At 49.3% G+C, this 23,659-nt stretch carries 25 protein-coding genes; 11 read left to right on the top strand and 14 right to left on the bottom strand.

Annotated elements, in window-relative coordinates:
- Positions 1-38: 38 nt before the first annotated feature.
- Positions 39-446 carry a hypothetical protein gene (locus IE094_RS10630; protein WP_189640685.1) on the top strand — a complete coding sequence of 136 codons (408 nt, stop codon included), beginning with the start codon at positions 39-41 and terminating at the stop codon, positions 444-446.
- Here the strand turns inward: IE094_RS10630 and xseA are convergent.
- Positions 443-1,876, bottom strand: a complete 1,434-nt coding sequence (xseA, locus tag IE094_RS10625) for an exodeoxyribonuclease VII large subunit (protein ID WP_189640684.1) — start codon at positions 1,874-1,876, stop codon at positions 443-445. The two genes, IE094_RS10630 and xseA, sit on opposite strands and share 4 nt — an antisense overlap.
- Positions 1,877-1,957: 81 nt before the next feature.
- Here xseA and purD point away from each other — a divergent pair, with 81 nt between their 5' ends.
- The gene (gene purD / locus IE094_RS10620; protein ID WP_189640683.1) at positions 1,958-3,220 is read left to right on the top strand and encodes a phosphoribosylamine--glycine ligase; all 1,263 of its coding nucleotides are present in this window, start codon (positions 1,958-1,960) and stop codon (positions 3,218-3,220) included.
- 99 nt (positions 3,221-3,319) lie between these two features.
- Here purD and IE094_RS10615 read toward each other — a convergent pair whose 3' ends face one another.
- Both IE094_RS10615 and IE094_RS10610 read right to left on the bottom strand, forming a co-directional pair.
- The gene (locus tag IE094_RS10615) at positions 3,320-4,027 is read right to left on the bottom strand and encodes an FG-GAP repeat domain-containing protein (RefSeq protein WP_229802248.1); all 708 of its coding nucleotides are present in this window, start codon (positions 4,025-4,027) and stop codon (positions 3,320-3,322) included.
- An 11-nt stretch (positions 4,028-4,038) separates the two neighbouring features.
- Positions 4,039-4,362, bottom strand: coding sequence for a 2Fe-2S iron-sulfur cluster-binding protein (locus IE094_RS10610; protein WP_099592870.1), 324 nt, complete (start codon positions 4,360-4,362; stop codon positions 4,039-4,041).
- Between the two features lie 248 nt (positions 4,363-4,610).
- On the opposite strand from IE094_RS10610, the gene IE094_RS10605 reads away from it, so the two are divergent.
- Entirely contained in the window at positions 4,611-5,747 is a 1,137-nt protein-coding gene (locus tag IE094_RS10605; RefSeq protein ID WP_189640681.1) for a calcium-binding protein, read from the top strand.
- 137 nt (positions 5,748-5,884) lie between these two features.
- On the opposite strand, the gene IE094_RS10600 is transcribed toward IE094_RS10605, so the two are convergent.
- The 7 genes from IE094_RS10600 to rpiA form a co-directional block, all read right to left on the bottom strand.
- The gene (locus IE094_RS10600) at positions 5,885-6,406 is read right to left on the bottom strand and encodes a hypothetical protein (protein ID WP_189640680.1); all 522 of its coding nucleotides are present in this window, start codon (positions 6,404-6,406) and stop codon (positions 5,885-5,887) included.
- A gap of 401 nt (positions 6,407-6,807) precedes the next feature.
- Complete coding sequence (locus tag IE094_RS10595; RefSeq protein ID WP_373295873.1) at positions 6,808-8,283, bottom strand: DegQ family serine endoprotease; 1,476 nt, start codon at positions 8,281-8,283, stop codon at positions 6,808-6,810.
- Positions 8,284-8,451: 168 nt separating this feature from the next.
- Positions 8,452-8,793, bottom strand: a complete 342-nt coding sequence (locus IE094_RS10590; RefSeq protein ID WP_189640679.1) for an SH3 domain-containing protein — start codon at positions 8,791-8,793, stop codon at positions 8,452-8,454.
- Positions 8,794-8,958: 165 nt separating this feature from the next.
- Positions 8,959-9,828, bottom strand: coding sequence for a protease modulator HflC (gene hflC, locus IE094_RS10585; RefSeq protein WP_189640678.1), 870 nt, complete (start codon positions 9,826-9,828; stop codon positions 8,959-8,961).
- A complete protein-coding gene (gene hflK / locus IE094_RS10580; protein WP_189640677.1) occupies positions 9,828-10,970 on the bottom strand; it encodes an FtsH protease activity modulator HflK in 1,143 nt (380 codons plus the stop codon). Before hflK ends, hflC begins: the two co-directional genes overlap by 1 nt.
- Before the next feature lie 76 nt (positions 10,971-11,046).
- Positions 11,047-12,399 (bottom strand): glutathione-disulfide reductase, encoded by a 1,353-nt coding sequence (gor, locus tag IE094_RS10575; protein WP_189640752.1) that lies wholly within the window; start codon positions 12,397-12,399, stop codon positions 11,047-11,049.
- A gap of 3 nt (positions 12,400-12,402) precedes the next feature.
- On the bottom strand, positions 12,403-13,179 hold the full coding sequence (gene rpiA, locus IE094_RS10570) for a ribose-5-phosphate isomerase RpiA (protein ID WP_099592858.1): 777 nt from the start codon (positions 13,177-13,179) through the stop codon (positions 12,403-12,405).
- 145 nt (positions 13,180-13,324) lie between these two features.
- On the opposite strand from rpiA, the gene IE094_RS10565 reads away from it, so the two are divergent.
- The gene (locus tag IE094_RS10565) at positions 13,325-14,701 is read left to right on the top strand and encodes an L-serine ammonia-lyase (protein ID WP_189640676.1); all 1,377 of its coding nucleotides are present in this window, start codon (positions 13,325-13,327) and stop codon (positions 14,699-14,701) included.
- On the opposite strand, the gene IE094_RS10560 is transcribed toward IE094_RS10565, so the two are convergent.
- Complete coding sequence (locus tag IE094_RS10560; protein ID WP_229802246.1) at positions 14,698-15,360, bottom strand: thiamine diphosphokinase; 663 nt, start codon at positions 15,358-15,360, stop codon at positions 14,698-14,700. The genes IE094_RS10565 and IE094_RS10560 overlap by 4 nt on opposite strands.
- A 114-nt stretch (positions 15,361-15,474) precedes the next feature.
- On the opposite strand from IE094_RS10560, the gene IE094_RS10555 reads away from it, so the two are divergent.
- Positions 15,475-16,377, top strand: a complete 903-nt coding sequence (locus IE094_RS10555) for a hypothetical protein (protein ID WP_189640674.1) — start codon at positions 15,475-15,477, stop codon at positions 16,375-16,377.
- Positions 16,378-16,454: 77 nt separating this feature from the next.
- Here the strand turns inward: IE094_RS10555 and IE094_RS10550 are convergent, their stop codons facing one another.
- The gene (locus IE094_RS10550) at positions 16,455-16,694 is read right to left on the bottom strand and encodes a DUF2842 domain-containing protein (protein WP_189640673.1); all 240 of its coding nucleotides are present in this window, start codon (positions 16,692-16,694) and stop codon (positions 16,455-16,457) included.
- A 15-nt stretch (positions 16,695-16,709) separates the two neighbouring features.
- Positions 16,710-18,005 carry an adenylosuccinate synthase gene (locus IE094_RS10545; RefSeq protein WP_189640672.1) on the bottom strand — a complete coding sequence of 432 codons (1,296 nt, stop codon included), beginning with the start codon at positions 18,003-18,005 and terminating at the stop codon, positions 16,710-16,712.
- Between the two features lie 149 nt (positions 18,006-18,154).
- On the opposite strand from IE094_RS10545, the gene IE094_RS10540 reads away from it, so the two are divergent.
- The 4 genes from IE094_RS10540 (at position 18,155) to IE094_RS10525 (ending at position 21,495) form a co-directional block, all read left to right on the top strand.
- Positions 18,155-18,715 (top strand): hypothetical protein, encoded by a 561-nt coding sequence (locus tag IE094_RS10540; protein ID WP_189640671.1) that lies wholly within the window; start codon positions 18,155-18,157, stop codon positions 18,713-18,715.
- Between the two features lie 89 nt (positions 18,716-18,804).
- Positions 18,805-19,161 carry a preprotein translocase subunit SecG gene (gene secG / locus IE094_RS10535; RefSeq protein WP_189640670.1) on the top strand — a complete coding sequence of 119 codons (357 nt, stop codon included), beginning with the start codon at positions 18,805-18,807 and terminating at the stop codon, positions 19,159-19,161.
- A 172-nt stretch (positions 19,162-19,333) separates the two neighbouring features.
- Positions 19,334-20,977, top strand: a complete 1,644-nt coding sequence (gene pyrG / locus IE094_RS10530) for a CTP synthase (RefSeq protein ID WP_189640669.1) — start codon at positions 19,334-19,336, stop codon at positions 20,975-20,977.
- Positions 20,978-20,982: 5 nt separating this feature from the next.
- Positions 20,983-21,495, top strand: coding sequence for a hypothetical protein (locus IE094_RS10525; protein WP_189640668.1), 513 nt, complete (start codon positions 20,983-20,985; stop codon positions 21,493-21,495).
- 46 nt (positions 21,496-21,541) lie between these two features.
- On the opposite strand, the gene IE094_RS10520 is transcribed toward IE094_RS10525, so the two are convergent.
- A complete protein-coding gene (locus IE094_RS10520) occupies positions 21,542-22,051 on the bottom strand; it encodes a hypothetical protein (protein WP_189640667.1) in 510 nt (169 codons plus the stop codon).
- Between the two features lie 55 nt (positions 22,052-22,106).
- On the opposite strand from IE094_RS10520, the gene IE094_RS10515 reads away from it, so the two are divergent.
- Both IE094_RS10515 and IE094_RS10510 read left to right on the top strand, forming a co-directional pair.
- Positions 22,107-22,670 carry a hypothetical protein gene (locus IE094_RS10515; protein ID WP_189640666.1) on the top strand — a complete coding sequence of 188 codons (564 nt, stop codon included), beginning with the start codon at positions 22,107-22,109 and terminating at the stop codon, positions 22,668-22,670.
- Positions 22,671-22,857: 187 nt separating this feature from the next.
- On the top strand, positions 22,858-23,604 hold the full coding sequence (locus tag IE094_RS10510; protein ID WP_189640665.1) for a BUD32 family EKC/KEOPS complex subunit: 747 nt from the start codon (positions 22,858-22,860) through the stop codon (positions 23,602-23,604).
- The last annotated feature ends 55 nt before the right edge of the window (positions 23,605-23,659 follow it).

Below are 23,659 nucleotides of genomic sequence, written 5' to 3'. Positions count from 1 at the left end.
ATTCCGATATCATCGGCGAAATATTTTGAGGCGTAATCATGCGATCATTTGCGGTTATTTTCTGTTTCATTGCGGGTGTGCAAGTCTGTTTTGCACAAACCCCAGAAACACTTGTTACCCCCGAAAAGTTCCGGTCAATTTCAGAGGGAAAGACGCTGTATTTTTATCAGTTTGGTGAATTTTATGGGGTCGAAAAATATTTCGAAAATGGCCAATCCATTTGGAAACCCGCAAATGGTACATGCGAAAGCGGGCAATGGCACGCCGAGGGCAATCAGATTTGTTTTGAATACCAAGATAACCCGATAAAATCCTGTTGGAATATATATCAAAGCGATCAAGGGTATCATGCGCGGATTAACAACAACCCTGCCTACTACGATTTACACCTTGGCAAGGTGAATGATGACGACATCATTTGTCCTGCACCCGAATTAAGCTCCTAAAACAAGCTGCCCTGACCACCCCCCGATGGTTTTGGGGTTGGTTTTTTCTTGGGCTTTGGCGCAGGTGTATCGACACCCCCGATTTGCACATGACCGTCGGAAAATTCAATATCTAAGCCCGCCGCAGAGCCTGCAGATTTTGCATTCGTCACCAAAGCACCCGTATCATCGCGCACCACCGCATAACCCCGTTTCAACGTCGCAGTATATCCCAGCGTTTCATTCAAACGCGCCAAGCCATCAAGACGCGACCGCAGTTGATTAATTTGTGTTTTTGCCGCCTGTCCAAAGCGGCGTGATACGGTTTCAACAGATTGTTTTTTATAGGTGATTTGTTGGTTTAACACCTGTGGACGCAGCCCTGCACTGGTTTGGGATAATACCGTGCGTTTGTTTTGTGCCACTGATTGCAATGCACGGGGCAATCGTCCCGCCAATACATCTAAGCGTTGCCCTTGAATCCCGACCAATTCGGCAGGGTTTGGTAATGCACGCGATAAATCACGCAAACGCTGGCGGCGATTATCCAACCCCGTTTGCAGGCTGCGCAATCGGCGCGTTTCGATATTGCCCAACCAACCCAACAAATCGGCCCGCACAGGTACCGCATGTTCCGCCGCCGCCGTGGGTGTTGGCGCACGCAAATCGGATGCAAAATCAATTAATGTTGTATCGGTTTCGTGCCCAACCGCGGATATCAGGGGAATTTCACTCGCGGCCGCTGCGCGCACCACCGATTCCTCGTTAAACCCCCATAAATCTTCGAGCGAACCACCACCGCGTGCAACGATAATCAAATCGGGCCGTGGGATCGCCCCGCCCACGCTCATCGCGTTGAAACCTTCGATCGCGGCTGTCACCTCTGATGCGCATTTTTCACCCTGCACGGCAACCGGCCAGATCAAAACCTTGCGCGGAAATCGATCGCGCAGGCGGTGCAGAATATCACGGATCACCGCACCCGATGGCGATGTGACAACGCCGATCACCTCTGGCAGGTATGGAATGGGCTGTTTGCGATCCTGATCGAATATCCCCTCGCCCGCCAACATCTGTTTGCGTTTTTCCAGCATGGCCATCAATGCGCCAACACCCGCAGGCGCGATATTTTCGATCACCATTTGGTATTTCGATTGCCCTGGGAATGTGGTGAGCTTGCCGGTTGCGACCACTTCCATGCCTTCTTCGGGCTGGGTGCGCAATTTTGATGCAACACCTTTCCACATCACCCCCGCCATAACAGCGCGGTCGTCTTTGAGATCAAGGTAAACATGACCAGAGCGAGGTCGCGACACGCGCCCGACCTCTGCGCGGATACGCACATGAGAAAATTCGCCTTCGATCATGCGTTTCACCGCGCCTGAAATTTCAGACACGCTAAATTCTGGCGCGTTTTGCCCCTCGCTTGGTGCGTCGATTAAATCGGACATCTGGTGTTAGATCCCTTGCCTCTGCTCTTGCACGACTTTAGAACGCATCACAACAAAGGCCAAGTCAGGAGTATCGCAAAAATGAACATTCTTATCCTTGGAAGTGGTGGGCGCGAACATGCGCTGGCTTGGGCTGTGCGCCAAAATCCAAAATGCGATGAATTGTTTTGCGCCCCTGGCAATGCAGGGATCGCGGATGTCGCAACATGTGTCGCACTTGATCCAGAGGATAGCGTTGCTGTTGTTGCCTTTTGCGCAGACAACAACATTTCATTTGTCATCGTTGGCCCAGAGGCGCCATTGGCCAAAGGCGTCGCAGATGATTTACGTGCGGCAAATATCCTTACATTCGGGCCATCCGCTGCCGCTGCACAGCTCGAAGCATCCAAAGCATTTACCAAAGAAATCTGTGATGCATCCGGTGCACCCACCGCGGCCTATGCACGTTTTACCGATGGAAAACACGCCAAAGATTACGTGCGCAAACAAGGCGCACCAATTGTGATCAAGGCCGATGGTTTGGCCGCAGGCAAAGGTGTGATTGTCGCGATGAGCGAACAAGAAGCATTGGACGGCTTGGATGATATGTTCAGCGGTGCATTTGGCGATGCAGGCGCAGAGGTTGTGATCGAAGAATTCATGGAAGGCGAAGAAGCCAGCTTTTTCATCCTGTCAGATGGGAAAAACATCCTGCCCATTGGCACCGCCCAAGACCACAAACGCGCCTTTGATGGCGACCAAGGCCCAAATACTGGTGGCATGGGCGCCTATTCCCCCGCGCCCGTGATGACGGATACGGTCACACAAAAAGCACTGGTTGAAATTGTCCAACCCACCGTCGATGAAATGGCGCGTCGTGGCACACCATACCAAGGTGTGCTTTATGCAGGTTTCATGATCAAGGATGGGCAACCGCGCCTTGTAGAATATAACGTGCGCTTTGGCGATCCTGAATGTCAGGTCTTGATGATGCGCCTTGGCGCACAAGCGCTTGATGCGATGCTTGCCTGTGCCAAGGGTCAATTGGATCAATTCCAAATCAATTGGGCGGATGACCATGCACTTACGATTGTGATGGCGGCAAATGGATATCCTGGTTCATATGCCAAAGGCAGCGAAATCAAAGGTTTGGATGGGCTGAATAATGAAACCACATTGCATGTTTTCCACGCGGGCACCAAATCCGATGGCACAACAATTCTTGCCAATGGTGGACGGGTGTTAAATATCACAGCGCGTGGTGAAACACTTCAATCTGCACGTGATGCTGCGTATGAAACAATTGCGAAAATAGACTGGCCAGATGGTTTTTATCGCAAGGATATCGGCTGGCGCGCGCTCTAATCTCCAAATGTTTTAAATATCCAAATCGCCAGATTTTGCCTGATCCTAAACCTTGTGGTGGGCGACGCGTAGCAGTTTTGGATATTTATACAAAATGGATTAGCAGTTGAGCGCAGATTGCAGGCTTTGTTTATCACGCAACGCGCCAATGTCTTTGGACGTGAGGTTTGCGCCGATGAAATAGGTTGCGCGTATCCGTTGCCAAGAAGAATCCGCCGTGATGATTTCAGCGCGTCCATCACAGATACGCACACCGCCAGATATAAAATTTTCGCCGATGCGATGATTTGTTAGCCCCTGCAATTTGGCGATTTCTTTCAAACGTCCATTATCAAATTCCCAAACACGCAACACCTTTGCCAGATGTGGACGATCGACATAGGCGACATCCATTTTTCCATTGCCATTGAAATCGGCAATTCCAGCGGGCGCGAGCCAGCGGTGTGATGTTCCGATTGATGGTGTTTGCGCGATCTTGCCGTTTTCGTCATAGATCGCAAGCGCTGCACCGCGTTGCATATCGGTTTCAATCACCACAACCTCGTTGTCGCCGTCACCATCCATATCGGCAAGGCGCGGTGCGATGTCTTCGAACACATGGGATTTTGGCAAGGTAATAATGCGGGTTTCTTGGGTTTTGCCGATTTTCACACGCAATTCCAATGCACCATATTCAATGTCATCGCCCAGCACCGCGTGGGTGTAGCGTTTTGTTGGGTTTGAATATTTAGCAGATAAAATATCGGCGCTGGCAAGCGCACTGCTCAACGCCAAACTTGTGACCACGATTGGGGTTACTATTTTCACCCCAACACGCATTATATTTGTTTTTCTGGCATACGAACAATCAGGCCATCCAGATCGTCGGATACTTTTAACTGGCAGGTCAGGCGCGATTTTTCAGTGTCTGGTTCCCACGCAAAATCAAGCATGTCTTCTTCCATTGCATCCTTGGCTGGTAATTTTTCAACCCAGGTTGCATCAACATAAACGTGACAGGTGGAACAGGCACATGCACCGCCACAATCGGCCTCGATGCCAGGGATGTTGTTGTCGCGGGCACCTTCCATCACTGTTAGTCCGTTGGCGACGTCAACAACATGTTCTTTGCCGTTATGCTCGATATAGGTAATTTTGGCCATGCCGTTTTCCTTGTATGTCTTGCGTTCAAATCTATGTAATATGCCAAACCTGTCATTTCCAGCGGTTTTTGTCATGTCAGAAATCTTGCGCATCACATGTATGTGGGAGGGTTAGCATTTGCGTTCAATTTGTCGAAAATTTTCGTTTAATTATAATAGATTACGCGTTAACCAACCCGAATAGTTTAGTTTGATTTTTAGGGAAATTTGTCACAATTAGAACCCATCAACACATAGGGGTATGGGTTATGACAATCACGTTTCACAGCACGAATGCTGGTTTTTATACTTTGGGTGTCACAGAAATGGCGATGTCGCCAGCGTTGTTTTTGCAAACGGATCAAAATGTAACGGGGCAATTTGTGGCCTTGGATGATCAATCCCACTGGCAGAACATTGAAAGCCTTGGGAATACGTCCTTCTTCGCGCGCGCCGACAATATCGGCGCATTGCCCCATGGGTATTTAGGACAGCTTGCATCAATAAATTTGCAATCGGTAACACTGTATCGCCAAGAGCATGGCCAAGATATCGCCATTGGACAGCTGACATTTGATAATATGATCGCCGTACAAGCGACATATGAAACCATTGGTAATCATGCTCAAAACGGATGGGTGGTTGATGTCGCGCCGAGCATAATGCAAATCGCATCACAACAAGGATTCACATTTTTGGGAGGGCGCGGCGCGGACATATTCGATCTGAATTATGAACCGCTTTATTACCGCGAAACCAATGAAATTCGTCTGCGTGGGGGTGATGATTTTGCCAATGGATCGTCTGGAAATGACCGTATATTTGGTGGGCGTGGTGATGATGTATTGATCGATAACGCAGGGCAAAACCACCTGTTTGGTGGTGCGGGTGACGACGATATTACATTTGGTAATCAGTCCGATGGCAATCGCGGGCGCGGTGGCGCGGGGGATGATGTGATCGTGTCGGGCCATGGCAACGATGCATTGTTCGGCGGGTCAGGCGATGATGACATTTTTGCAGGCAATGGCGACGACATTTTGCGCGGAGGCACTGGTGACGACACGATCCAAGGTGACGACGGTGTTGATCGCATATTTGGGGGATCAGGTGATGATCTGATCAACGCGGGATCTGGTCATGATCTGTTGGTTGGCGGCACGGGGCACGATACATTTGTGTTTTATCAAAATACCGATGGGCATGATGTAATCCGTGATTTCGACGCGGATGCCGATATGATCGCCCTGCCCGATTTGATTGACGGGTTTGATGAATTGCAATTTACCCAACAGCGCAATGGAACCTTGATCACAATCGCTGACGAAGATTTTTCAATTAAACTGCGCGGCGTGGATGCGGATAACATCACCGCAGATGATTTTATCTTTGCGGATTTTTGTTAACCCGAACAAAAAGTCCGCAGAAAATTCTGACATATTCACAGCAGTAGGCGACAAAACGTTCTCCAATAGAAACCTTCGACCGAGCAGTGACATTTATATTTTTTTCCAGTGTTTAAAGCTGATTTTGATAAAGCGGGTCATTCAGCCAGATTGGCAGGGACACTGCCTTTGTCTTGCGCAGCGATAAGACGATTACAAATGCTTTGATAGTGGTTTGCATCCATTCGTTCTTCGCGCTTGCTGAAACCCTTCTTCGTCAGATGACCCAATGCATAACCGAACACCAACATGATAAAAATCGGCCCTAGGATGTGCAGTGCAAAACCATGATACCAAATTGCCACGGCGAACAGGATGCCGATACCGATAAGGCTCAGAACGATTTCAAGGTTCTTTTCAAGCGTTATGAAACCCTGTGTTTGGTTCGGGCTTTGTACAATCCTGACTGACCGCGCACGGCCTGGTCGACACATGATATCGACAACAGTGTTCAAGCCAACCATACCCTCCTTGCTGGGTTGAGCTTCCGCCCAGATCACTTCGTTTTCATGGGTCTCGTACTCAACAATCGGATAATGCTCCGCAAAGCTGCTCTCTGAGGCATATTTTATTTTCGTGAAGCCAACAATGCGACCTGAAGCATGGCGCAGTTTTGGCACCTCGTCTTCAATGCGTTTTCGTGTTGTGACAGCACGGTGAAAAGAGCGCCCAAGGAAAAGAGGAATCGCAAGGAGGACACCAACAAAAATTATGGTAGAAACAGTTTCGATCAGAATATCTCCTTTATGCCTTCAGCTTAGAACTAAACAATCCAACAAAAATGTCTACTCGATAGCGGTAATTGGGTTTTTACATAAAATCTACTATCGCGCCAATACTCTGGAAAGAGTGAACAAAGCGGTCATTCAGCGGCAGAGAAGCAACCGCAGCAAATTCAGATAATGTGTGGCGCAATAACAAAACGCTGCCCGAAACCAATCGGACAGCGTTTATTTTGTTGTGATCTGTTGGCACTTGCGCGTTAACAAATTGCGCGGTCTTTATGGAATTCGACCTCGCCTTATTCTTCCAAGGACAGCGCCACAAAGCGTGGGTTGCCATCGCGTTGCACCAGCAACAAAACCGATTTACGCCCTGAATCGCGTGCCTGTTTGAATATATCTGACAGCTCTGATGGGGTGGATACGGGGGTTTGGCCAACCTCTGCAATGATGTCACCAGAACGGATGCCTTTATCAAAGGCATCTTTGGTTTCATCGACAGAAATCACCGCAACACCTTTGGCGTTATTGTCCAAGTTCAATCGTTCACGCAATTCTGGTGTGATCGCGGTCAGGGTCATGCCCAATTTTTCCGCCTCTTCCGGTGTGTCTGTTGGATCTGCGGATGCAGGAACAACCTCAGCACGCTCTGCGTCTTCACGACGGCCCAAAACAACCTTTACCGTTTGCGTTTTACCATCGCGATAGATCAACATACGCACGCTGTCGCCCACGCCTGAATTACCAACGATACGCACCAATTCGCGTGTGTCTTCGATGTCTTTGCCATCAAATTGCAAAATCACATCGCCTGCCAAAATGCCTGCTTCGGTTGCCGGGCCTTCTGGTACGTCTGATACCAACGCGCCTGCGACCTTGTCCAAGCCAAGAGCATCGGCCATTTCCGCATCAACGTCTTGGATGCGTACACCCAACCAACCGCGACGGGTTTCGCCAAATTCTTGCAATTGAGAAACAACCTTGGAAACCACATTTGATGACATCGCAAAGCCAAGCCCGATGGAACCACCCGTTGGTGAAATGATTGCGGTGTTCACGCCCACAACATTGCCGTCCATGTTGAACAGTGGCCCACCAGAGTTACCACGGTTAATCGCAGCGTCTGTTTGGATGTAATCGTCATATGTGCCGCGCAAGGATCGGTTGCGTGCGGAAATAATACCGCTGGTCACGGTGAAACCTTGGCCCAGTGGGTTACCAATGGCCATGACCCAATCGCCAACGCGTGATACATCGCTGTCGCCAAATGTCACAAACGGGAGCGGTTCGGAGGCTTCGACCTTTAACACCGCAACATCGGTTTTTTCATCGCGGCCAACCAATGTGGCCTCTAATTCTTTGCCGTCGAAAAATTCGATAATAATTTCGTCGGCCTTATCAATAACGTGATTGTTGGTGACGATGAAACCATCAGCAGAAATTACAAAACCAGAACCCAGCGCTGATGCACGGCGTGATGGTGCCTGTCCATCTGGGCCACCAAATAAATCAGGGAATAATTCGCGAAACGGCGAACCTTCGGGCACTTGTGGCATCATCGGTTGATCCGCACGTTGTGTGACCGTTGTTGTCGTCGTGATGTTGACCACGGATGGGCTTAACCGTTCCGCCAGATCGGCAAAGCTATCTGGGGCGCCGCGTGCGTGGGTGACGACCGCTTGTGCCATCAACAGCGCCAGCGTCAGAACCGCACCGATTAAATATGTCTGCCTGTGTTCGGTCGTATCAGACCGAGTAATCGCGATGCTTTTCACTTTATATCCTCCTTGGGAACATCTTCGACGCGCCAAAGTCTGGCGCCTGTTCTATAATTTGTAGTCTTTTAGCAACAATGCAAGCCTAACTGACGCACAGCCTGTCAAATAGATGTGAATAATTGGCATTAATTTTGTGAACGGCGGAGTTCAGCGCAAATTTTGCGATTATCCAGCAACCCAAACCAACCAGTTGCCGTGCACCCAGCCCTTTTTTTTGTTATTGGGGCCATAAAAAATGCCGTGCCACTTTCCACGTTGATTACAATCGGCGACGATATCGCCATTATATATTTGATCTATTTTGCGATATTTTGATCCAGGGCCAGTGCGCACGGCCAAAAATCCATCGCCATTTGGGTTGAGCCCCTCCACCCTGCTGGACCCGCAAATCGCGGCTTGACCGTCGCCTTTCATTACTTTGATTTCAACATCCAATTGTTGCGCGATCACAGCTGACGCATGAAATGCGGTGATCAAACCCAACAACACATACCTAATTTTTTGCATAAAATTGCTCCGCATTGGTACGTAAAATTTTGCGCATCTCTGCGCTATATTTGAATATTCTGATTGGAAGTGATTACAGATTAACCCCTGTTATGGGGATGTGTCAAACGCATGCAAAAAGGGCCGATGCGAACATCGGCCCTTTTCAATTCTATTTATCGCAATTTATTTTACGTTATCTGATTTCAGATATTCGAAAAACTCGCTGTCTGGAGACATCACCATGGATGAGTTTCCAGATTTCAAGGCATTTTCATATGCGCTAAGAGAACGGTAAAATGCAAAGAATTCGGGGTCGCGGCCAAAAGCCTCTGCAAAAATAGCGTTGCGCGCTGCGTCTGCTTCACCGCGAATAATCTCGGCGTTTTTGGTTGCCTCTGATACAGTTTCAACAACCGTACGATCAGCGCCAGCGCGCACACGTTGCGCCGCCTCGTTACCGCGCGCGATTTCATCCGCCGCCTCGCGTTCACGTTCAGCACGCATACGTGCGAATGTGGCCTCTAGGTTTTGCGTGGGCAAATCGGCGCGTTTGATCCGCACGTCAATGATTTCCACACCCAGCGCAGATGCTTCTTGGCGGGCACCATCACGGATTTGCGTCATCAGACCAACACGATCTGCCGATAGAATTGTGTTTGATGTAACACCACCCAATACTTGGCGCAATTCAGCAGTTAAAATCGGTTCCAATCGACGTGACCCCAATTCAACACCACCCGTGCGCACCGCACGACGGAATTTTGTTGCATCCGCAATGCGCCAGCGCGCAAATGCATCCACAACCAAACGACGATCATCAAGTGGTGTGACCTCTAACGCTTGGGTATCAAGGGGCAAAATACGTTTGTCGTAAATGACGATTTCATGTGCAAATGGCACTTTGAAATACATACCTGGTTCATCGATTTCTTGGGTGATTTCACCAAACCACAGACGCAATGCTTTTTCGCGTTCATCCACGATGAACACCGATGACATCACGGCCACAACAGCCACCAGCAATACTGGCATAATAAATGCAGAACGGTTCATTAGTTTGTCCCCGCTTTTTTGTTTAATTCATTTAACGGCAGATATGGCACAACGCCCTGACCACCACTGTTTTCATCCAGAATGATTTTGTCGATACCGCCCAAAACCTTTTCCATTGTTTCCAGATAAAGACGTTTGCGTGTCACGTCTTTGGCCTTGGCATATTCATCATACACGGCGACGAAACGTGATGCTTCACCTTCGGCTTCGTTCACGACCTGTGCGCGATAACCTTCGGCTTGTTCCATCAACTGTGCAGATTCACCGCGTGCCTCGGCAACCACACGGTTGGCATAGGCATCTGCTTGTTTTTCCAACGTATCGCGTGTTTGTTCTGCTGCTTGTACTTCACGAAAAGCGTCGATCACTTCGCGGGGTGGATCGGCACGGTCAAAGTTGACACGCACAATATTTACACCAGCGTCATAGCTGTTCAGCGTGCTTTGAATCAATTCTTGCAATTCTTGCGCAATCGCGCCGCGATCACGGTTCAAAATTGGTGCAAGGTTGGAACGCGCGATAATTTCACGCATCGCGGATTCAGACACGGCCGCGATGGTTTCATTTGGTGCAGCAAGGTTAAACAAAAAATCTTCGGGGCTAATGATGTTCCAAACAACTTGGAAATCGATATCCACGATATTTTCGTCACCTGTCAGCATCAAACCCTTGTCGTCCCCTGCGCCGCGCGCAACGCCAACGGACAATGTGTTTTCGCGTGATACAGGCAAGATTTCCTTGGTCACAACAGGCCAAGGCGCAAAGTTAATGCCCGCACCTTCGACACATTCACCGCGACATTCGCCCAGAAACAATTCAACCGCATTGTCACCGTCTTGAACGCGATAAACGCTGGCAAACAGCCAGAGCGCGATTGCAGCGATAACAAACAGCCCCATAGACCCCGCGCCAAATCCGCCAGATGGCGCAGATGGGCGATTGCCCCCGCCGCTGCCCTTGCCAGATTTGCCGCCCATGATGGCGCGCAATTGTTCCTGGCCTTTGCGGACAATTTCGTCGATTTCATTTACAGGTGGCCGTCCGCCGCCGCGGTTTCCACCGCCTTGATTTCCGCCGCCGTTATTCCCTGAACCGCGGTTTCCACCGCCGCTGCCCCATGGGCCGCCCTTGTTGTCTGGCATTGTTAAATGCGTCCTTTCGTTACGGTCTTATGCTATCAAATGATAACTGTAGCCATTTGTCAAAATTTCAAGTGTGCTAGCGCGTTGGTGACTTCATTGTGACTAGTTCTTCTGCCGCTGTGGGGTGCACGGCGACGGTTGCGTCAAACTGTTCCTTGGTTGCACCCATTTTCACAGCAATCCCTGCCAATTGGATCATTTCGCCCGCTGCGTGGCCGACGATATGCACGCCCAAAACCACTCGCGTTGCCTTTGATACGATCAATTTCATCAGCATCTTTTCATCCTTACCGGCAAGGATATGTTTCATTGGGCGAAATGCGGCGGAATAGACTTCGATCTCTTCTTTGCTGCGCGCTTCTTCTTCGCCCATGCCCACCGTGCCGATTTCGGGCTGTGTAAATACCGCCGTTGGGATCAGTTCATGATCGGGGCTGGTTGGGTTATCATGGAAAACGGTTTCCACAAATGCCACACCTTCGCGGATGGCAACGGGGGTTAATTGAACGCGGTCTGTCACATCACCAATGGCATATATGCTGTCGACGTTGGTGCGTGAGTATTGATCAACAATGACCTCGCCTTTTTTGCCGAGCTCTACACCCGCAGTTTCAAGGCCAAGGTTATCGGTGTTTGGCACGCGCCCTGTTGCATATAAAATGGTATCAAACACATATTTATCGCCATTATTATCCGTCAGATGCAATTCATTGCCCACTTTGGTGATCGCACCCGCCAAATCGGTATTCACGCGCAGATCAATCCCCTTGGCACGCATTTCATTGGCAACATGATCGCGCACTTCGTTATCGAACCCGCGCAGGATTTGTTCGCTGCGGTAAAACTGTGTGACCTGTGTGCCCATGCCATTGAGGATTCCCGCAAATTCACAGGCGATATAGCCACCGCCCACAACCAACGCGCGTTTTGGTTGGCTGGTCAGGTGAAAAATATCGTTCGATGTAATCACATGCTCGCTGCCATCAATATTTGGCACAAACGGACGGCCACCTGTGGCGATCAGAATGGTTTTGGCGCTAAATTCTTCGCCGCTGGCCAATTTCACACTATGCGGCCCCGTGACAGTTGCGCGGGTATCAAACATTTGCGCGCCCGCCCCGCCCAGGTTTTTGGCATAGATCTTTTCAAGACGCTCCAATTCCTTGTCTTTGGCCGCGATCAATGTCGCCCAATCAAACGAGGTTTCACCAACAGTCCAACCATACCCTGCCGCGTCTTCGAACATTTCGGAAAATTCAGATGCATAAACCATCAGCTTTTTGGGAACACAGCCGCGGATCACACATGTGCCACCGTAACGATATTCTTCGGCAACAGCGACCTTGGCACCCGTTGCGGCCGCCAAACGCCCGGCACGCACACCACCAGAACCAGCGCCAATAACAAAAAGGTCGAAATCGTAATCCATCATTTATCCCATCACGCGTTTGATCAATGCCGCCTCTGCGTCCAGATCATATTGTTGTTCGGTCCAATCCGCGCTGCCCTTATGTTGGACGCGCGCCAAACCGTTTCCATCACCCACCACAATCGCGGTGGTCATATCCAAAAACAGCCCTGTTTCCACAACACCCGCAATGGATGTGAGCGCAGTGGCAAGGGCGGCTGGATTACCTATTTTTTTTAGGCGAAGATCAAGGATGAAATGCCCCTCGTCTGTCACAAATGGGTTATCACCGCCGCGCCGTGTGATGGTTTGCCCATCAACATCTGCCGTTTTCAACACATCCGCGATCAAGCGCTGCGTGGTTTGCCAGCCAAATTTCACCACCTCTACAGGTAAATCAAACGCGCCCAGATGTTGCACTTGTTTGGATGCATCCGTGATGATTACCAACTGATCCGCCGCCGTTTCAACGATTTTTTCTTGTAACAATGCGCCACCGCCACCTTTGATTAGGTTCAGATCAGGATCAAATTCATCCGCCCCATCAATCGCCAGATCAAGCTGTCCGATATCATCAAGCGCGTGAATTTTAATGCCAAGGCTTTCTGCCAATTGTGTGGTCACACTGGATGTTGCAGCCGCGCTAAACTGCAAACCATTGTTTGATTTTGCATCGGCCAGTAATTTCACCAACCACGCCGCTGTTGATCCCGTGCCAAGCCCCAATTTCATATCGGGTTGCACAAATTCCAATGCTCGTTTTGCAGAAATAAATTTGCCAGTTTCAGCAGCGTTTAACATCGTGGAATACCCCCCAAAAGATTCTTACAGGCCTTATAGGTTGTTTGGTGTCATTCGACGAGGGCGAAATCGCCACAGATGTGTCGGTTTCCTATAGGAAACATCGCACAGCCACGTTACAAGACCACAAAAGGAGACCCCATTCATGTTTCTAAGCATCTTTGAAATTTTCAAAATCGGCGTTGGCCCATCATCCAGCCACACAATGGGGCCAATGGTGGCCGCCGCACGGTTTTTGGATCGTATCTTGGAACTGGGTCTGAAACCCGCGAGTGTTGGGGCGAGCCTGCATGGAAGCCTTGCATTTACAGGCAAAGGCCATCAATCGGATTTCGCAACCATCATGGGGTTGGCGGGTATGGCACCCGATAATTTCAATGCCGAACTGGCCCAAGACATCCTTGCCGATATTGAAAAAAACAAACAGATTCAGCCCGATGGGCACCCAGTTTATCATTTCGATGCAAATGCCGATGTGCGGTTTGATTATGAAAACACACTGCCGGGCCACGCCAATGGCATGACGTTTTTCGCATATGATGCACTTGGCGGGGTGATCTTGGAAGAAATCTATTATTCCATCGGCGGTGGGTTTGTGCAAACGGCGATTGAATTGAATGCAGGTGCTGAAACCACAGGATATCAGGCGCGCGTGCCTTATCCGTTTAAATCCGCCAATGAAATGCTGGCGATGGCACGTGACAGCGGCAAAACCATTGCGCAAATGAAATATGCCAATGAAACCGTTGAAACACCTGCGGAAGAGTTGGACAAGGGGATCAAACGGATTTGGCAAGTGATGAATGATTGTATTGATGCGGGTCTGGCAACCGATGGTATTTTACCAGGTGGCTTAAACGTGCGCCGCCGTGCCAAGGATATTCACAATAGCCTGTTGGCTGAACACGGTCAAAATTTTGCAGCCCCCCATATCATCAACGATTGGATTTCGATGTATGCCATGGCGGTGAACGAACAAAACGCCATGGGGGCACAGGTTGTCACCGCCCCCACCAATGGTGCGGCGGGGGTAATTCCATCCACCCTGCGCTATTATTTGGATCATGTGCCAAATGCGAGCGTGGATAAAATCCCAGAATTCCTTCTTACTGCCGCTGCCGTTGGCGGGTTAATCAAACACAATGCATCGATTTCAGGCGCAGAAGTTGGCTGCCAAGGCGAAGTCGGTTCCGCATCCGCAATGGCGGCGGCTGGGCTATGTGCATTGCTGGGTGGTACGCCAGAGCAAATCGAGAACGCCGCTGAAATCGCATTGGAACATCATTTGGGCATGACATGTGATCCGATCAAAGGCTTGGTTCAGGCGCCGTGCATTGAACGCAATGGTCTGGGCGCGATCAAGGCCGTTTCGGCGGCGTCCCTGTCCATGCGTGGCGATGGCAAACATTTGGTCAGTTTGGATGCCTGTATCGAAACCATGCGTCAAACGGGAATGGATATGAACGAAAAATACAAAGAAACATCTTTGGGTGGTTTGGCGGTGAATTTACCCGCCTGTTAAAACAGCTGATTCAACACGTTTGAAAGTTGACCAATGGGTAAAATTATCAAAACCTTGCCCGATGTGATGTTTATAACCACTTGATCTGCATCGGTTTCATTTGACGTGGCAATGCGCCCATCTGGTGCCAATTCCAGCCCATCGATGTTCCAGCGAAGCCCGCGACTCTCGCCCAACGCGCGAGTCGTTGGAAAAATGCCGATCGGCGATTCGATGCCCAAGTTCAGACACAATTCGCCAAATTCTTCGCCCCAAAGAAATGCGAACTCGTTTTTTTCGATCAAAAAAATCGATTGGTCTGGGTTTTTTGCAACAGTATTAAAAGCCGCCAAATGATGATCCATCCGCCCGCCCGTAAAACCGACACACAGATAATATTGCGCAGCGACGGTTGCCAAGGTTTTTTCAAAATCCGTGCGATCCTGATCGTGAATTAACACTTTGTTAACACTTTGATAAAAAGGCATTTTTTCGGTCGCTGAATCCAAATCCCCGATCACAGCTTGGGGTTCAGACAGCGCATTGGCCAAGCCCCCATCAGCACAATAAACGGTATTTGCCATACCCGTAATGGTTGAAACTTGTGTGTTTTCAACGGGTCCCGCACCAATCAAAGTGACACCATGTTCGTGTTTAAACCGCGCTGTTTCCATGATCATTCCACTATTTCGCCACAAACGGCAGTCATTAGTTGATTATGAGATAAATTGCTGCAAATCTAGTCCTGCTTGCGAAGGGCGATTTGGAAACGAAACCAAACCCGGGGGGGTCAAATGACATCGAATGTAAAAAACAAAGCACTAACGATTAGTTACGGCACATTTACAATCACACTCGAAGGATTCGATGATCCTTTCCCGATCATGAAACGCGTTACCGAATATTTCCGCCGTATTGCATCGGACGACAAAACGTTTGGTACTTTGTCTGAAAACGATCAAACGCGCGCATTGGACATCATTGCCAAAACATTGCAAGACAATGAAATGAGCATCACCACAACCAAAAGCGGCCTGGTTATCCTGCCACGCGCCGATTTGAACCTGGATGATGATCTGGAATATGCCCAAGACGATCAAAATGCGGAAATCTTCGTCGAAGACGACGTTGAAGCCAACTTTGACACACATGATTTCGACACAAAATACATCGAACCAGACGATACCGCAGATCGTTTGATCCTGGACGAAACAATTCCAGAAGACCCGTATTATAATGACGATGGCCTGACAGCGGCGCTGAATGCATCCGCAGAAGAGATCGACAAATTCGACACAAGCCGCGTTTTCCGCCGCCCACTGCGCATCATTCGTAGCACTTACGAAGAGCCAGAGGTTGTTTTGCCAGCAGAAGAAACCGCATCGAACGACGATGACCGCGCGAGCCAACTTTTGGCAAGCATGCGCGGAGCGCCAAGCTTGAAATTTGGTGTTACAGAGGGTGAAACAGAAACAGCACCGTCTGCATTGTTGCCAGAATTGGATGACGTTGTTGTTGATTTGCCAGAAACAATAGTCGCGCAAACGCCAAGCATCGAAGAACCAACATTGGCCGAAGTTGACCCGATTGACGAAGACAAAATCGCGGTCGCACAAAGCTTTAAACGCATTCGTTTGCAATTAGATGACGAAGCAGCGGATGAAGATAACCTCGTGCTGGTTGCAAATCGTAAATAATAACCTAGATACAACCTATCTCGGTTGGGAAGGGTCGCGAACTTCGGTTTGCGGCCCTTCACATTTTTAGCGATTGATTATGTATCGGTGTTTTCAGGGTCTTCTTTGCCAACGCCCATAAAAACGGCCTTGATTGGAAATGCCCACGCAACCCCCATCACCACATAGATCAGCAATTCCAACAGCGGATGCAATCGTGGCAACAGGTTCATGATCGTCACACAAATGATGATATAGGCTGGCAGCCCAATCAACAGCACGAACAACGACCAGCGCCGACGTGTTTTGTATGACATGCCTTTGGTTTTATCGCTCATTGCGCCCTGCCCCGATCAATCATTAAACGGGTCAGTGACCAAAATAGTATCTTCGCGTTCGGGTGATGTGGACACCAATGCAACAGGGCAATCTATCAATTCTTCGACGCGGCGAATGTATTTAATCGCATTGGCCGGCAGATCCGCCCAAGAGCGTGCGCCTTCGGTGCTTTCTGACCAGCCATCGATTTCCTCGTAGATTGGAACGCAACGCGCCTGTTCGTCCGCCGCTGTTGGCAAATAATCCAAACGCTTGCCGTCCAAATCATAGGCAACACAGATTTTCAGCGTCTCGAAACCATCCAAAACATCGAGTTTTGTCAAACAGATACCAGTGATACCTGATGTGGCGCATGTTTGGCGCAGCAATGCAGCATCAAACCAACCACAACGGCGTTTACGCCCTGTTGTTGTGCCAAATTCATGGCCGCGTTCGCCCAAACGTTGGCCATCTGCGTCTTCCAATTCTGTTGGAAACGGGCCTTCGCCAACACGTGTTGTATATGCCTTAACAATACCCAGAACATAATCAATCGCTGTTGGGCCAAGTCCAACACCCGTTGCCGCCTGTCCTGCGATCACATTTGAAGATGTCACAAACGGGTATGTGCCAAAATCAATATCCAACAACGCACCCTGTGCGCCCTCAAACAAAATGCGTTTGCCTGCTTTGCGTTTTTCTTTCAAAACCTGCCACACAGGTGCGGCATAGGGCAAAATTTGCGGTGCAATTTCTTGTAATTGTGCGATCAGCTCGTCGCGATCGATCTCATCGAAACCCAAACCTTTGCGCAATGGGTTGTGGTGTTGCAATGCGCGATCAACGCGCGCCTCTAGCGTGGCAGCATCGGCCAAATCGGCAACGCGCACGGAACGACGGCCAACCTTATCCTCATAAGCTGGGCCAATGCCCCGCCCTGTTGTGCCGATCTTTGTTCCCTTGCTCGCCGCCTCTTCACGCACACGATCCAGTTCGCCGTGGATTGGCAGGATCAGCGGCGTGTTTTCTGCAATCATCAGGTTTTCAGGTGTGATTTCAACGCCTTGTGCGCGAATGGTTTCGATTTCAGACATCAAATGCCACGGATCAAGAACCACGCCGTTACCGATTACCGATAATTTCCCGCCCCGTACAACGCCCGATGGCAATGCGTGCAATTTGTAAACCTTGCCATCCACAACCAATGTATGCCCCGCATTGTGGCCGCCTTGGAATCGCGCAACAACATCTGCGCGTTCTGACAACCAGTCTACGATTTTACCTTTGCCTTCATCGCCCCACTGGGCACCGACAACAACTACATTGGCCATATTTAGATTCTTTCGGTTATGAACTCCGACGCTGTGTATAGCCAAGCGTCGCGCAGGGTGAAACAACAATTTAGTCGCGGATGGCGCAAAACCGTTATAGAATTGATTCATGACCGCAAAATTTGCGGGATTTGCAAAGGACTCATCACATGCGAACCGCTTTGTTTATCGCCCTTGCGGTATTTTCCGCGGGGCAATCATATGCCGATCCAAACGCCATGCGTGAATACCATATATCGGGGCTACGCGCGGCGAATTTTTACACCTATCTAGGGCGCGAAATGATCCCTGCGCGTGAAACAGATTTGGCCAGCCCATGCATTGATGTGTTGCCCACAAATCCAGATCATGCATTTTTTAGCTGTGTTTCCAAACGCTTATACCAATCGCGCCAATTCGATGATGTGTATTTTTCCATTCACAAACATGATGGACGCGATGTTTTGGTGGTGGTTTATGACCACCCGCAATCCCCGCGGATTATCAAGGTTTGGCCAACAGAATCCGAGGTAATTTCACAAGGGCTGAACATTATTTACACGCGCGGCGTCGATGGTTTGTCGCAAAGCGAAACATTGTCGTTTGAAAATCGCATATCAAAAACCACGCTGACCAAATCCACGCAATATAATGATGACGCAACATTAGGCGAAATTTTGAACCAACAGATCAGTGTGACACAAATATGTGAAACCTGCCCTGCTGAATGATCGCAAAATAGTGGGTAAATACCCATCGACAAGCGCGTGTTGATTTACTACATAACAACCTGCAACAAATTTACCCAAGGCCGCATCACATGCAAAATGTCGTACTTACTATTCACCTTCTTTTGGCGCTTGGCCTGATCGGCGTCGTTCTGATGCAACGTTCAGAAGGTGGCGGTTTGGGCATTGGCGGCGGCGGCGGGGCCAATACGGCGGGTCGTTCAGCGGCAAATGCGCTGACAAAACTGACTTGGATTTTAGCGGCGTGTTTTCTGGCAACCAGCATCACACTAACCATTCTGGCCGCAAGCGGTGCGGGCAATGGTTCCGTTGTGGATAGCCTGACACCACCTGTCACATCCGATGCGCCTGCAACTTCGCCTTTGGGCGGGGATCTGTTGCCACCATCATCCAGCGATGAACCCGCATTACCGCCAACCGCGGAATAATATCAATAATTTGATGGTTTTATCCGTGACGTCACAGCATGTTGCGGTTTAAGGCTTGTCAGAATCTCGCGAATCCAATATAGATTAAATCCCGTGATACATGGCTTTTGCCCATCGAATATCGTGGTGGTTTCAGCCAAAAATAAACAAAAACACGGGGGCAGCCTGAACCATGGCGCGTTATATTTTCATTACTGGTGGTGTGGTTTCAAGCTTGGGCAAGGGTCTTGCCTCTGCCGCACTTGGCGCATTGTTACAGGCACGTGGTTATTCCGTGCGCCTTCGCAAACTTGATCCATATTTGAACGTTGATCCGGGCACGATGTCCCCGTTTGAACATGGCGAAGTATTCGTCACCGACGATGGCGCGGAAACCGATCTGGATTTGGGCCATTATGAACGCTTCACGGGCGTGGCTGCACGCCAAACCGATTCCATTTCATCAGGGCGCGTTTACACAACCGTGTTGGAAAAAGAACGCCGTGGCGATTATCTGGGTAAAACCATCCAAGTGATCCCGCATGTGACCAACGAAATCAAAGAATTCATCGACATTGGCGATGACGAGGTTGATTTTATGCTGTGTGAAATCGGCGGTACGGTTGGCGATATCGAAGGCTTGCCGTTTTTCGAATCCATCCGCCAATTTTCCCAAGACAAAGAACGCAATCAATGCATTTTCATGCATCTAACATTGCTCCCCTACCTCAAGGCATCTGGGGAATTGAAAACCAAACCAACACAACACTCTGTAAAAGAATTGCGCTCCATCGGGATCGCGCCTGATATCCTTGTGTGTCGTTCGGAAACGGAAATCCCTGAAAAGGAACGCGCAAAACTGGCGCTATTTTGTAACGTGCGCCCAGATTCCGTGATCCCTGCATATGATCTGAAAACCATTTACGATGCGCCTCTGGCCTATCATGAGGCGGGCATGGATCAGGCGGTGTTGGATGCGTTCAATATTTCCCCGGCCCCACAACCCGATCTGACCACGTGGAAAGACGTGTCCGATCGGATTCACCACCCCGATGGCGAGGTAAAGGTTGCCGTGGTTGGGAAATATACCCAACTCGAAGATGCCTATAAATCCATATCAGAGGCATTGACTCATGGCGGCATGTACAACCGTGTTAAGGTACGCACCGAATGGATTGATGCGGAAATTTTCGAACGAGAAGACCCCGCAGCACACCTGACAGGTTATGATGCAATCCTTGTGCCAGGTGGCTTTGGCGAGCGCGGAACCGAGGGTAAAATCAAGGCCGCGCAATTCGCACGCGAACACAAGGTGCCCTATCTGGGCATTTGTTTGGGTATGCAAATGGCGGTGATCGAGGCTGCACGCAACTTGGCAGGGATCGATACCGCAGGGTCCGAAGAATTCGACCACGAAGCAGGCGCAAAACGCTTTGAACCCGTGGTTTACCACTTAAAAGAATGGGTCGAGGGCAACCGCACCGTTGAACGCGCGGTCAACGATGACAAAGGCGGCACTATGCGCTTGGGCGCTTATAACGCGACATTGGTCGAAGGATCAAAAGTGGCCGAAGTTTACGGCACCACCGCCATTTCCGAACGCCACCGCCATCGTTACGAGGTGGACACAAAATATCGCGCCCAATTGGAAAAACACGGTCTGATCTTTTCTGGTATGTCGCCCGACGGCAAATTGCCCGAAATTGTCGAGGTGAAAGACCACCCTTGGTATATCGGCGTGCAATACCACCCTGAATTAAAATCCAAACCATTCGCACCGCACCCATTGTTCCGCGATTTTGTGAAAGCAGCAGTTGAACAAAGCCGTTTGGTTTAACAGTCATGAAAAATCCGATACGCGGATTATTCACCACCCTGTTGATGTCCCTGCCTGCCAGCGCAATGGCGGGCCAAGATGGCCCTGCATGTGAACTCATGCGCGCCGCGGATTTTGGCCCGATGCTGGCAGAGCCAATCGGATATAATAGCGCCACATTTGGCAAGGGCGATCTGCGCATCAGCAATTGTAACGCCATTGGCAACAATGGCGGTGTGATCAGTTTGCGCATGTATTCGTTTAACAAAAAACCAAACACCAGGGGTGACGCGTTGGGTGATATCCTGCTTGATGCCTATGATCCAAACATCCCCTTTTTGCAGGGCTACCCGATCACCGACACATCCGTGTATTACGCCGCAGAGGGCGATCTGATTTTCTGGAGCAAAGATTTCGCCACGATGTACATCATCGACGAAGCCCCAAAAGACCGCTCCAAAACAATCCGCGCCGCACGCATGCTCGCACGTCACCTTGGGCTTGAGAAAAAAGAGGTTCAAGAAATCACCATTCAATAAAATAGCGGGTAAAATAAAACCAAACCATAACGCACGGTCGAGTGCTCTACTCCCACATTGCAATCAGCTCGGAAGTTGTTTTAATAACAATATTGAATTCATCTTGCAGCACATCTCGTTTCGATAAGAAATCATTGTCGTCAGTTACGAAGATATCTCGCCCAGATGAAATGTGACCTTCTAAATAAAGCACGTCACCATGATGTGGTTTCCCAATTATTTTTTGTATTTTAGTATACGCTGTATCAACTGACGCTATCTTTGCGCTGCCAATCTTAAAAAACGCGCTTCCAATAACTGCGATCGGAAGCTCTTTATTTGAAATTTTTTTATTTTTTTCAATTCCTTCAATAGCGACTGCGTAAATTTTTATTTTGTTTTCCTGTTCGAGTTTTCTCAGCGGCTTTATATTTACATTCACGTCACAACTTACTGTAAGCATAGCCTTTCCTTCGCGATTTTTCTCTAAATTTAAACAATCTTTTCTACATAACACATCCTTTTGGCGAAATATTGCAATGAGCAGACGTTCGATTTTTTTTGACGTGGAAAACATCTCCCCAATCCCGTTAAGTAAAAATACAGTTTGTATAATTTGTATTGGATAAAAAATGAACTTTCGAAAAATCATCGCCCCTGTTTGTGTGGCTCTGACCTGTTCAACCAGCGTTGCATTGGCACAAGACCCTGTTGAGTTGACAGACACCCACGCCAAATACACGATGCAATTGGGCGGCGATCTGGTGTGGGAAGTGAATAGCGACCTTACTGGCCAGCAATCCACAATCGTTGCATCATCCCCCGAAGGGCACGAACCATTCACCATGGTGTCGGCCATGACCTATCTTAAAAAGAACCCGATGGCGATGATGGGTGCGAGCATCAAGCAAAAAACCGTTGATGGTTTTTTGGAAGGTCTGTGCGAAAACTATAAATGCGCCGATATATCGGGGCGTACATATGAAAACATTGATGGCACCGACGCATGGGTTGTATCCACAATGTTAGATTTGTCCGATTATAAAAAGCTTGGCATTCCAGACGCGGTGATGATCGCAACATCATCCCCCGAAGGATACATGCAACTGTTTTCCCTCCACACAGCCGAGGGGGAGGCAGAGGCGTTAAAACCCATGCTGATCGAAGCATTTAAAACGATCAAAGCAACCGAATAATGAAATATTGGACAGGTGACGTGGGAACATGATGCCTGTCCAACTGTTTGCTTGTGGCTTTCGAACTTGCCATTCAGGGTCGGTAAATATATCTTTTTTGGACGCTCAAAAAATATATTGCAGACCTGCCCGCCCTGTTTCGTAATATGTATTCACAGCGTCCAAGAACGAAAACTGGAATACATATATGGCTCTTGCTCCGCGCATTGAAAAAACCACATTTAACGGCCAATCCGCCTGGATCAAACGCGCAGAACAACATCGCGAAAGCAGATTTGTATTCCTACATCGGGTCTTGGGCAAACTGCTGCCCGCTGCGTTGCAGCCAACCAATGCCGCGGGTGGGTTTGAAGCGATTTTATCCGAAGCAAAACGCCTAACCGAAATGGCACAAGCTGGCATACCAGTCCCTGTGGTTTTGCACCAAGGCTCCGATCATGTGGTATTGTCCGATTGTGGCCGCCAATTGCGTGCGGTGTTGCGCGAAACCCATGATCCAGATACGCGCCAATCTCTGATCAATTCTGCAATTGTCGGGTTGGCAAACATCCATAACGCGGATTTGGCACATGGCCGCCCCCACCTTAAGGATATGGCGGTTTCCGAAGACGGCGTTATCTCGTTTCTGGATCTAGAAGAAAATCCAACCAATGTGATGTCGATCGCCGATGCACAGGCGCGCGATATCTGGTTGTTCCTTGGGTCTGCAACCGAATTCATGACGCTGATCAGTGATGATCTTTTGGAATTGTTTGAACTGTACCGTGCAACTGCTCATCGCGATCACTCCGATAACTTTCGCAATATCGCCAAAAGCTTGCGCCCCTATCGGCGTATCATTTCCCTGTTTCGCGCCAAGAATATTAGCAAGGATGTTACTGGTGCATTTTATGCGACACGCGTGATGGAACAACAATTTCTCGCCTCTGGGTAATACGCGAAACGCGGCGAACCTGTCCGCCATTTGCCCCCCACATGTCCGACGCATG

The sequence above is a fragment of the Paramylibacter ulvae genome (assembly GCF_014652655.1).
GTDB lineage: Bacteria > Pseudomonadota > Alphaproteobacteria > Rhodobacterales > Rhodobacteraceae > Amylibacter > Amylibacter ulvae.
Note: the sequence above shows the minus strand (reverse complement) of the source record. Positions and strands in the feature narration are given on the sequence as shown.

Bases quoted from the DNA above. Each gene is read 5' to 3' on its own strand.
- IE094_RS10630 (WP_189640685.1), top strand. From the start codon at position 39: ATGCGATCATTTGCGGTTATTTTCTGTTTCATTGCGGGTGTGCAAGTC.
- xseA (WP_189640684.1), bottom strand. From the start codon at position 1,876: ATGTCCGATTTAATCGACGCACCAAGCGAGGGGCAAAACGCGCCAGAA.
- purD (WP_189640683.1), top strand. From the start codon at position 1,958: ATGAACATTCTTATCCTTGGAAGTGGTGGGCGCGAACATGCGCTGGCT.
- IE094_RS10610 (WP_099592870.1), bottom strand. From the start codon at position 4,362: ATGGCCAAAATTACCTATATCGAGCATAACGGCAAAGAACATGTTGTT.
- IE094_RS10605 (WP_189640681.1), top strand. From the start codon at position 4,611: ATGACAATCACGTTTCACAGCACGAATGCTGGTTTTTATACTTTGGGT.
- IE094_RS10590 (WP_189640679.1), bottom strand. From the start codon at position 8,793: ATGCAAAAAATTAGGTATGTGTTGTTGGGTTTGATCACCGCATTTCAT.
- hflC (WP_189640678.1), bottom strand. From the start codon at position 9,828: ATGAACCGTTCTGCATTTATTATGCCAGTATTGCTGGTGGCTGTTGTG.
- hflK (WP_189640677.1), bottom strand. From the start codon at position 10,970: ATGCCAGACAACAAGGGCGGCCCATGGGGCAGCGGCGGTGGAAACCGC.
- gor (WP_189640752.1), bottom strand. From the start codon at position 12,399: ATGGATTACGATTTCGACCTTTTTGTTATTGGCGCTGGTTCTGGTGGT.
- rpiA (WP_099592858.1), bottom strand. From the start codon at position 13,179: ATGTTAAACGCTGCTGAAACTGGCAAATTTATTTCTGCAAAACGAGCA.
- IE094_RS10565 (WP_189640676.1), top strand. From the start codon at position 13,325: ATGTTTCTAAGCATCTTTGAAATTTTCAAAATCGGCGTTGGCCCATCA.
- IE094_RS10560 (WP_229802246.1), bottom strand. From the start codon at position 15,360: ATGATCATGGAAACAGCGCGGTTTAAACACGAACATGGTGTCACTTTG.
- IE094_RS10555 (WP_189640674.1), top strand. From the start codon at position 15,475: ATGACATCGAATGTAAAAAACAAAGCACTAACGATTAGTTACGGCACA.
- IE094_RS10550 (WP_189640673.1), bottom strand. From the start codon at position 16,694: ATGAGCGATAAAACCAAAGGCATGTCATACAAAACACGTCGGCGCTGG.
- IE094_RS10545 (WP_189640672.1), bottom strand. From the start codon at position 18,005: ATGGCCAATGTAGTTGTTGTCGGTGCCCAGTGGGGCGATGAAGGCAAA.
- IE094_RS10540 (WP_189640671.1), top strand. From the start codon at position 18,155: ATGCGAACCGCTTTGTTTATCGCCCTTGCGGTATTTTCCGCGGGGCAA.
- secG (WP_189640670.1), top strand. From the start codon at position 18,805: ATGCAAAATGTCGTACTTACTATTCACCTTCTTTTGGCGCTTGGCCTG.
- pyrG (WP_189640669.1), top strand. From the start codon at position 19,334: ATGGCGCGTTATATTTTCATTACTGGTGGTGTGGTTTCAAGCTTGGGC.
- IE094_RS10525 (WP_189640668.1), top strand. From the start codon at position 20,983: ATGAAAAATCCGATACGCGGATTATTCACCACCCTGTTGATGTCCCTG.
- IE094_RS10520 (WP_189640667.1), bottom strand. From the start codon at position 22,051: ATGTTTTCCACGTCAAAAAAAATCGAACGTCTGCTCATTGCAATATTT.
- IE094_RS10515 (WP_189640666.1), top strand. From the start codon at position 22,107: ATGAACTTTCGAAAAATCATCGCCCCTGTTTGTGTGGCTCTGACCTGT.
- IE094_RS10510 (WP_189640665.1), top strand. From the start codon at position 22,858: ATGGCTCTTGCTCCGCGCATTGAAAAAACCACATTTAACGGCCAATCC.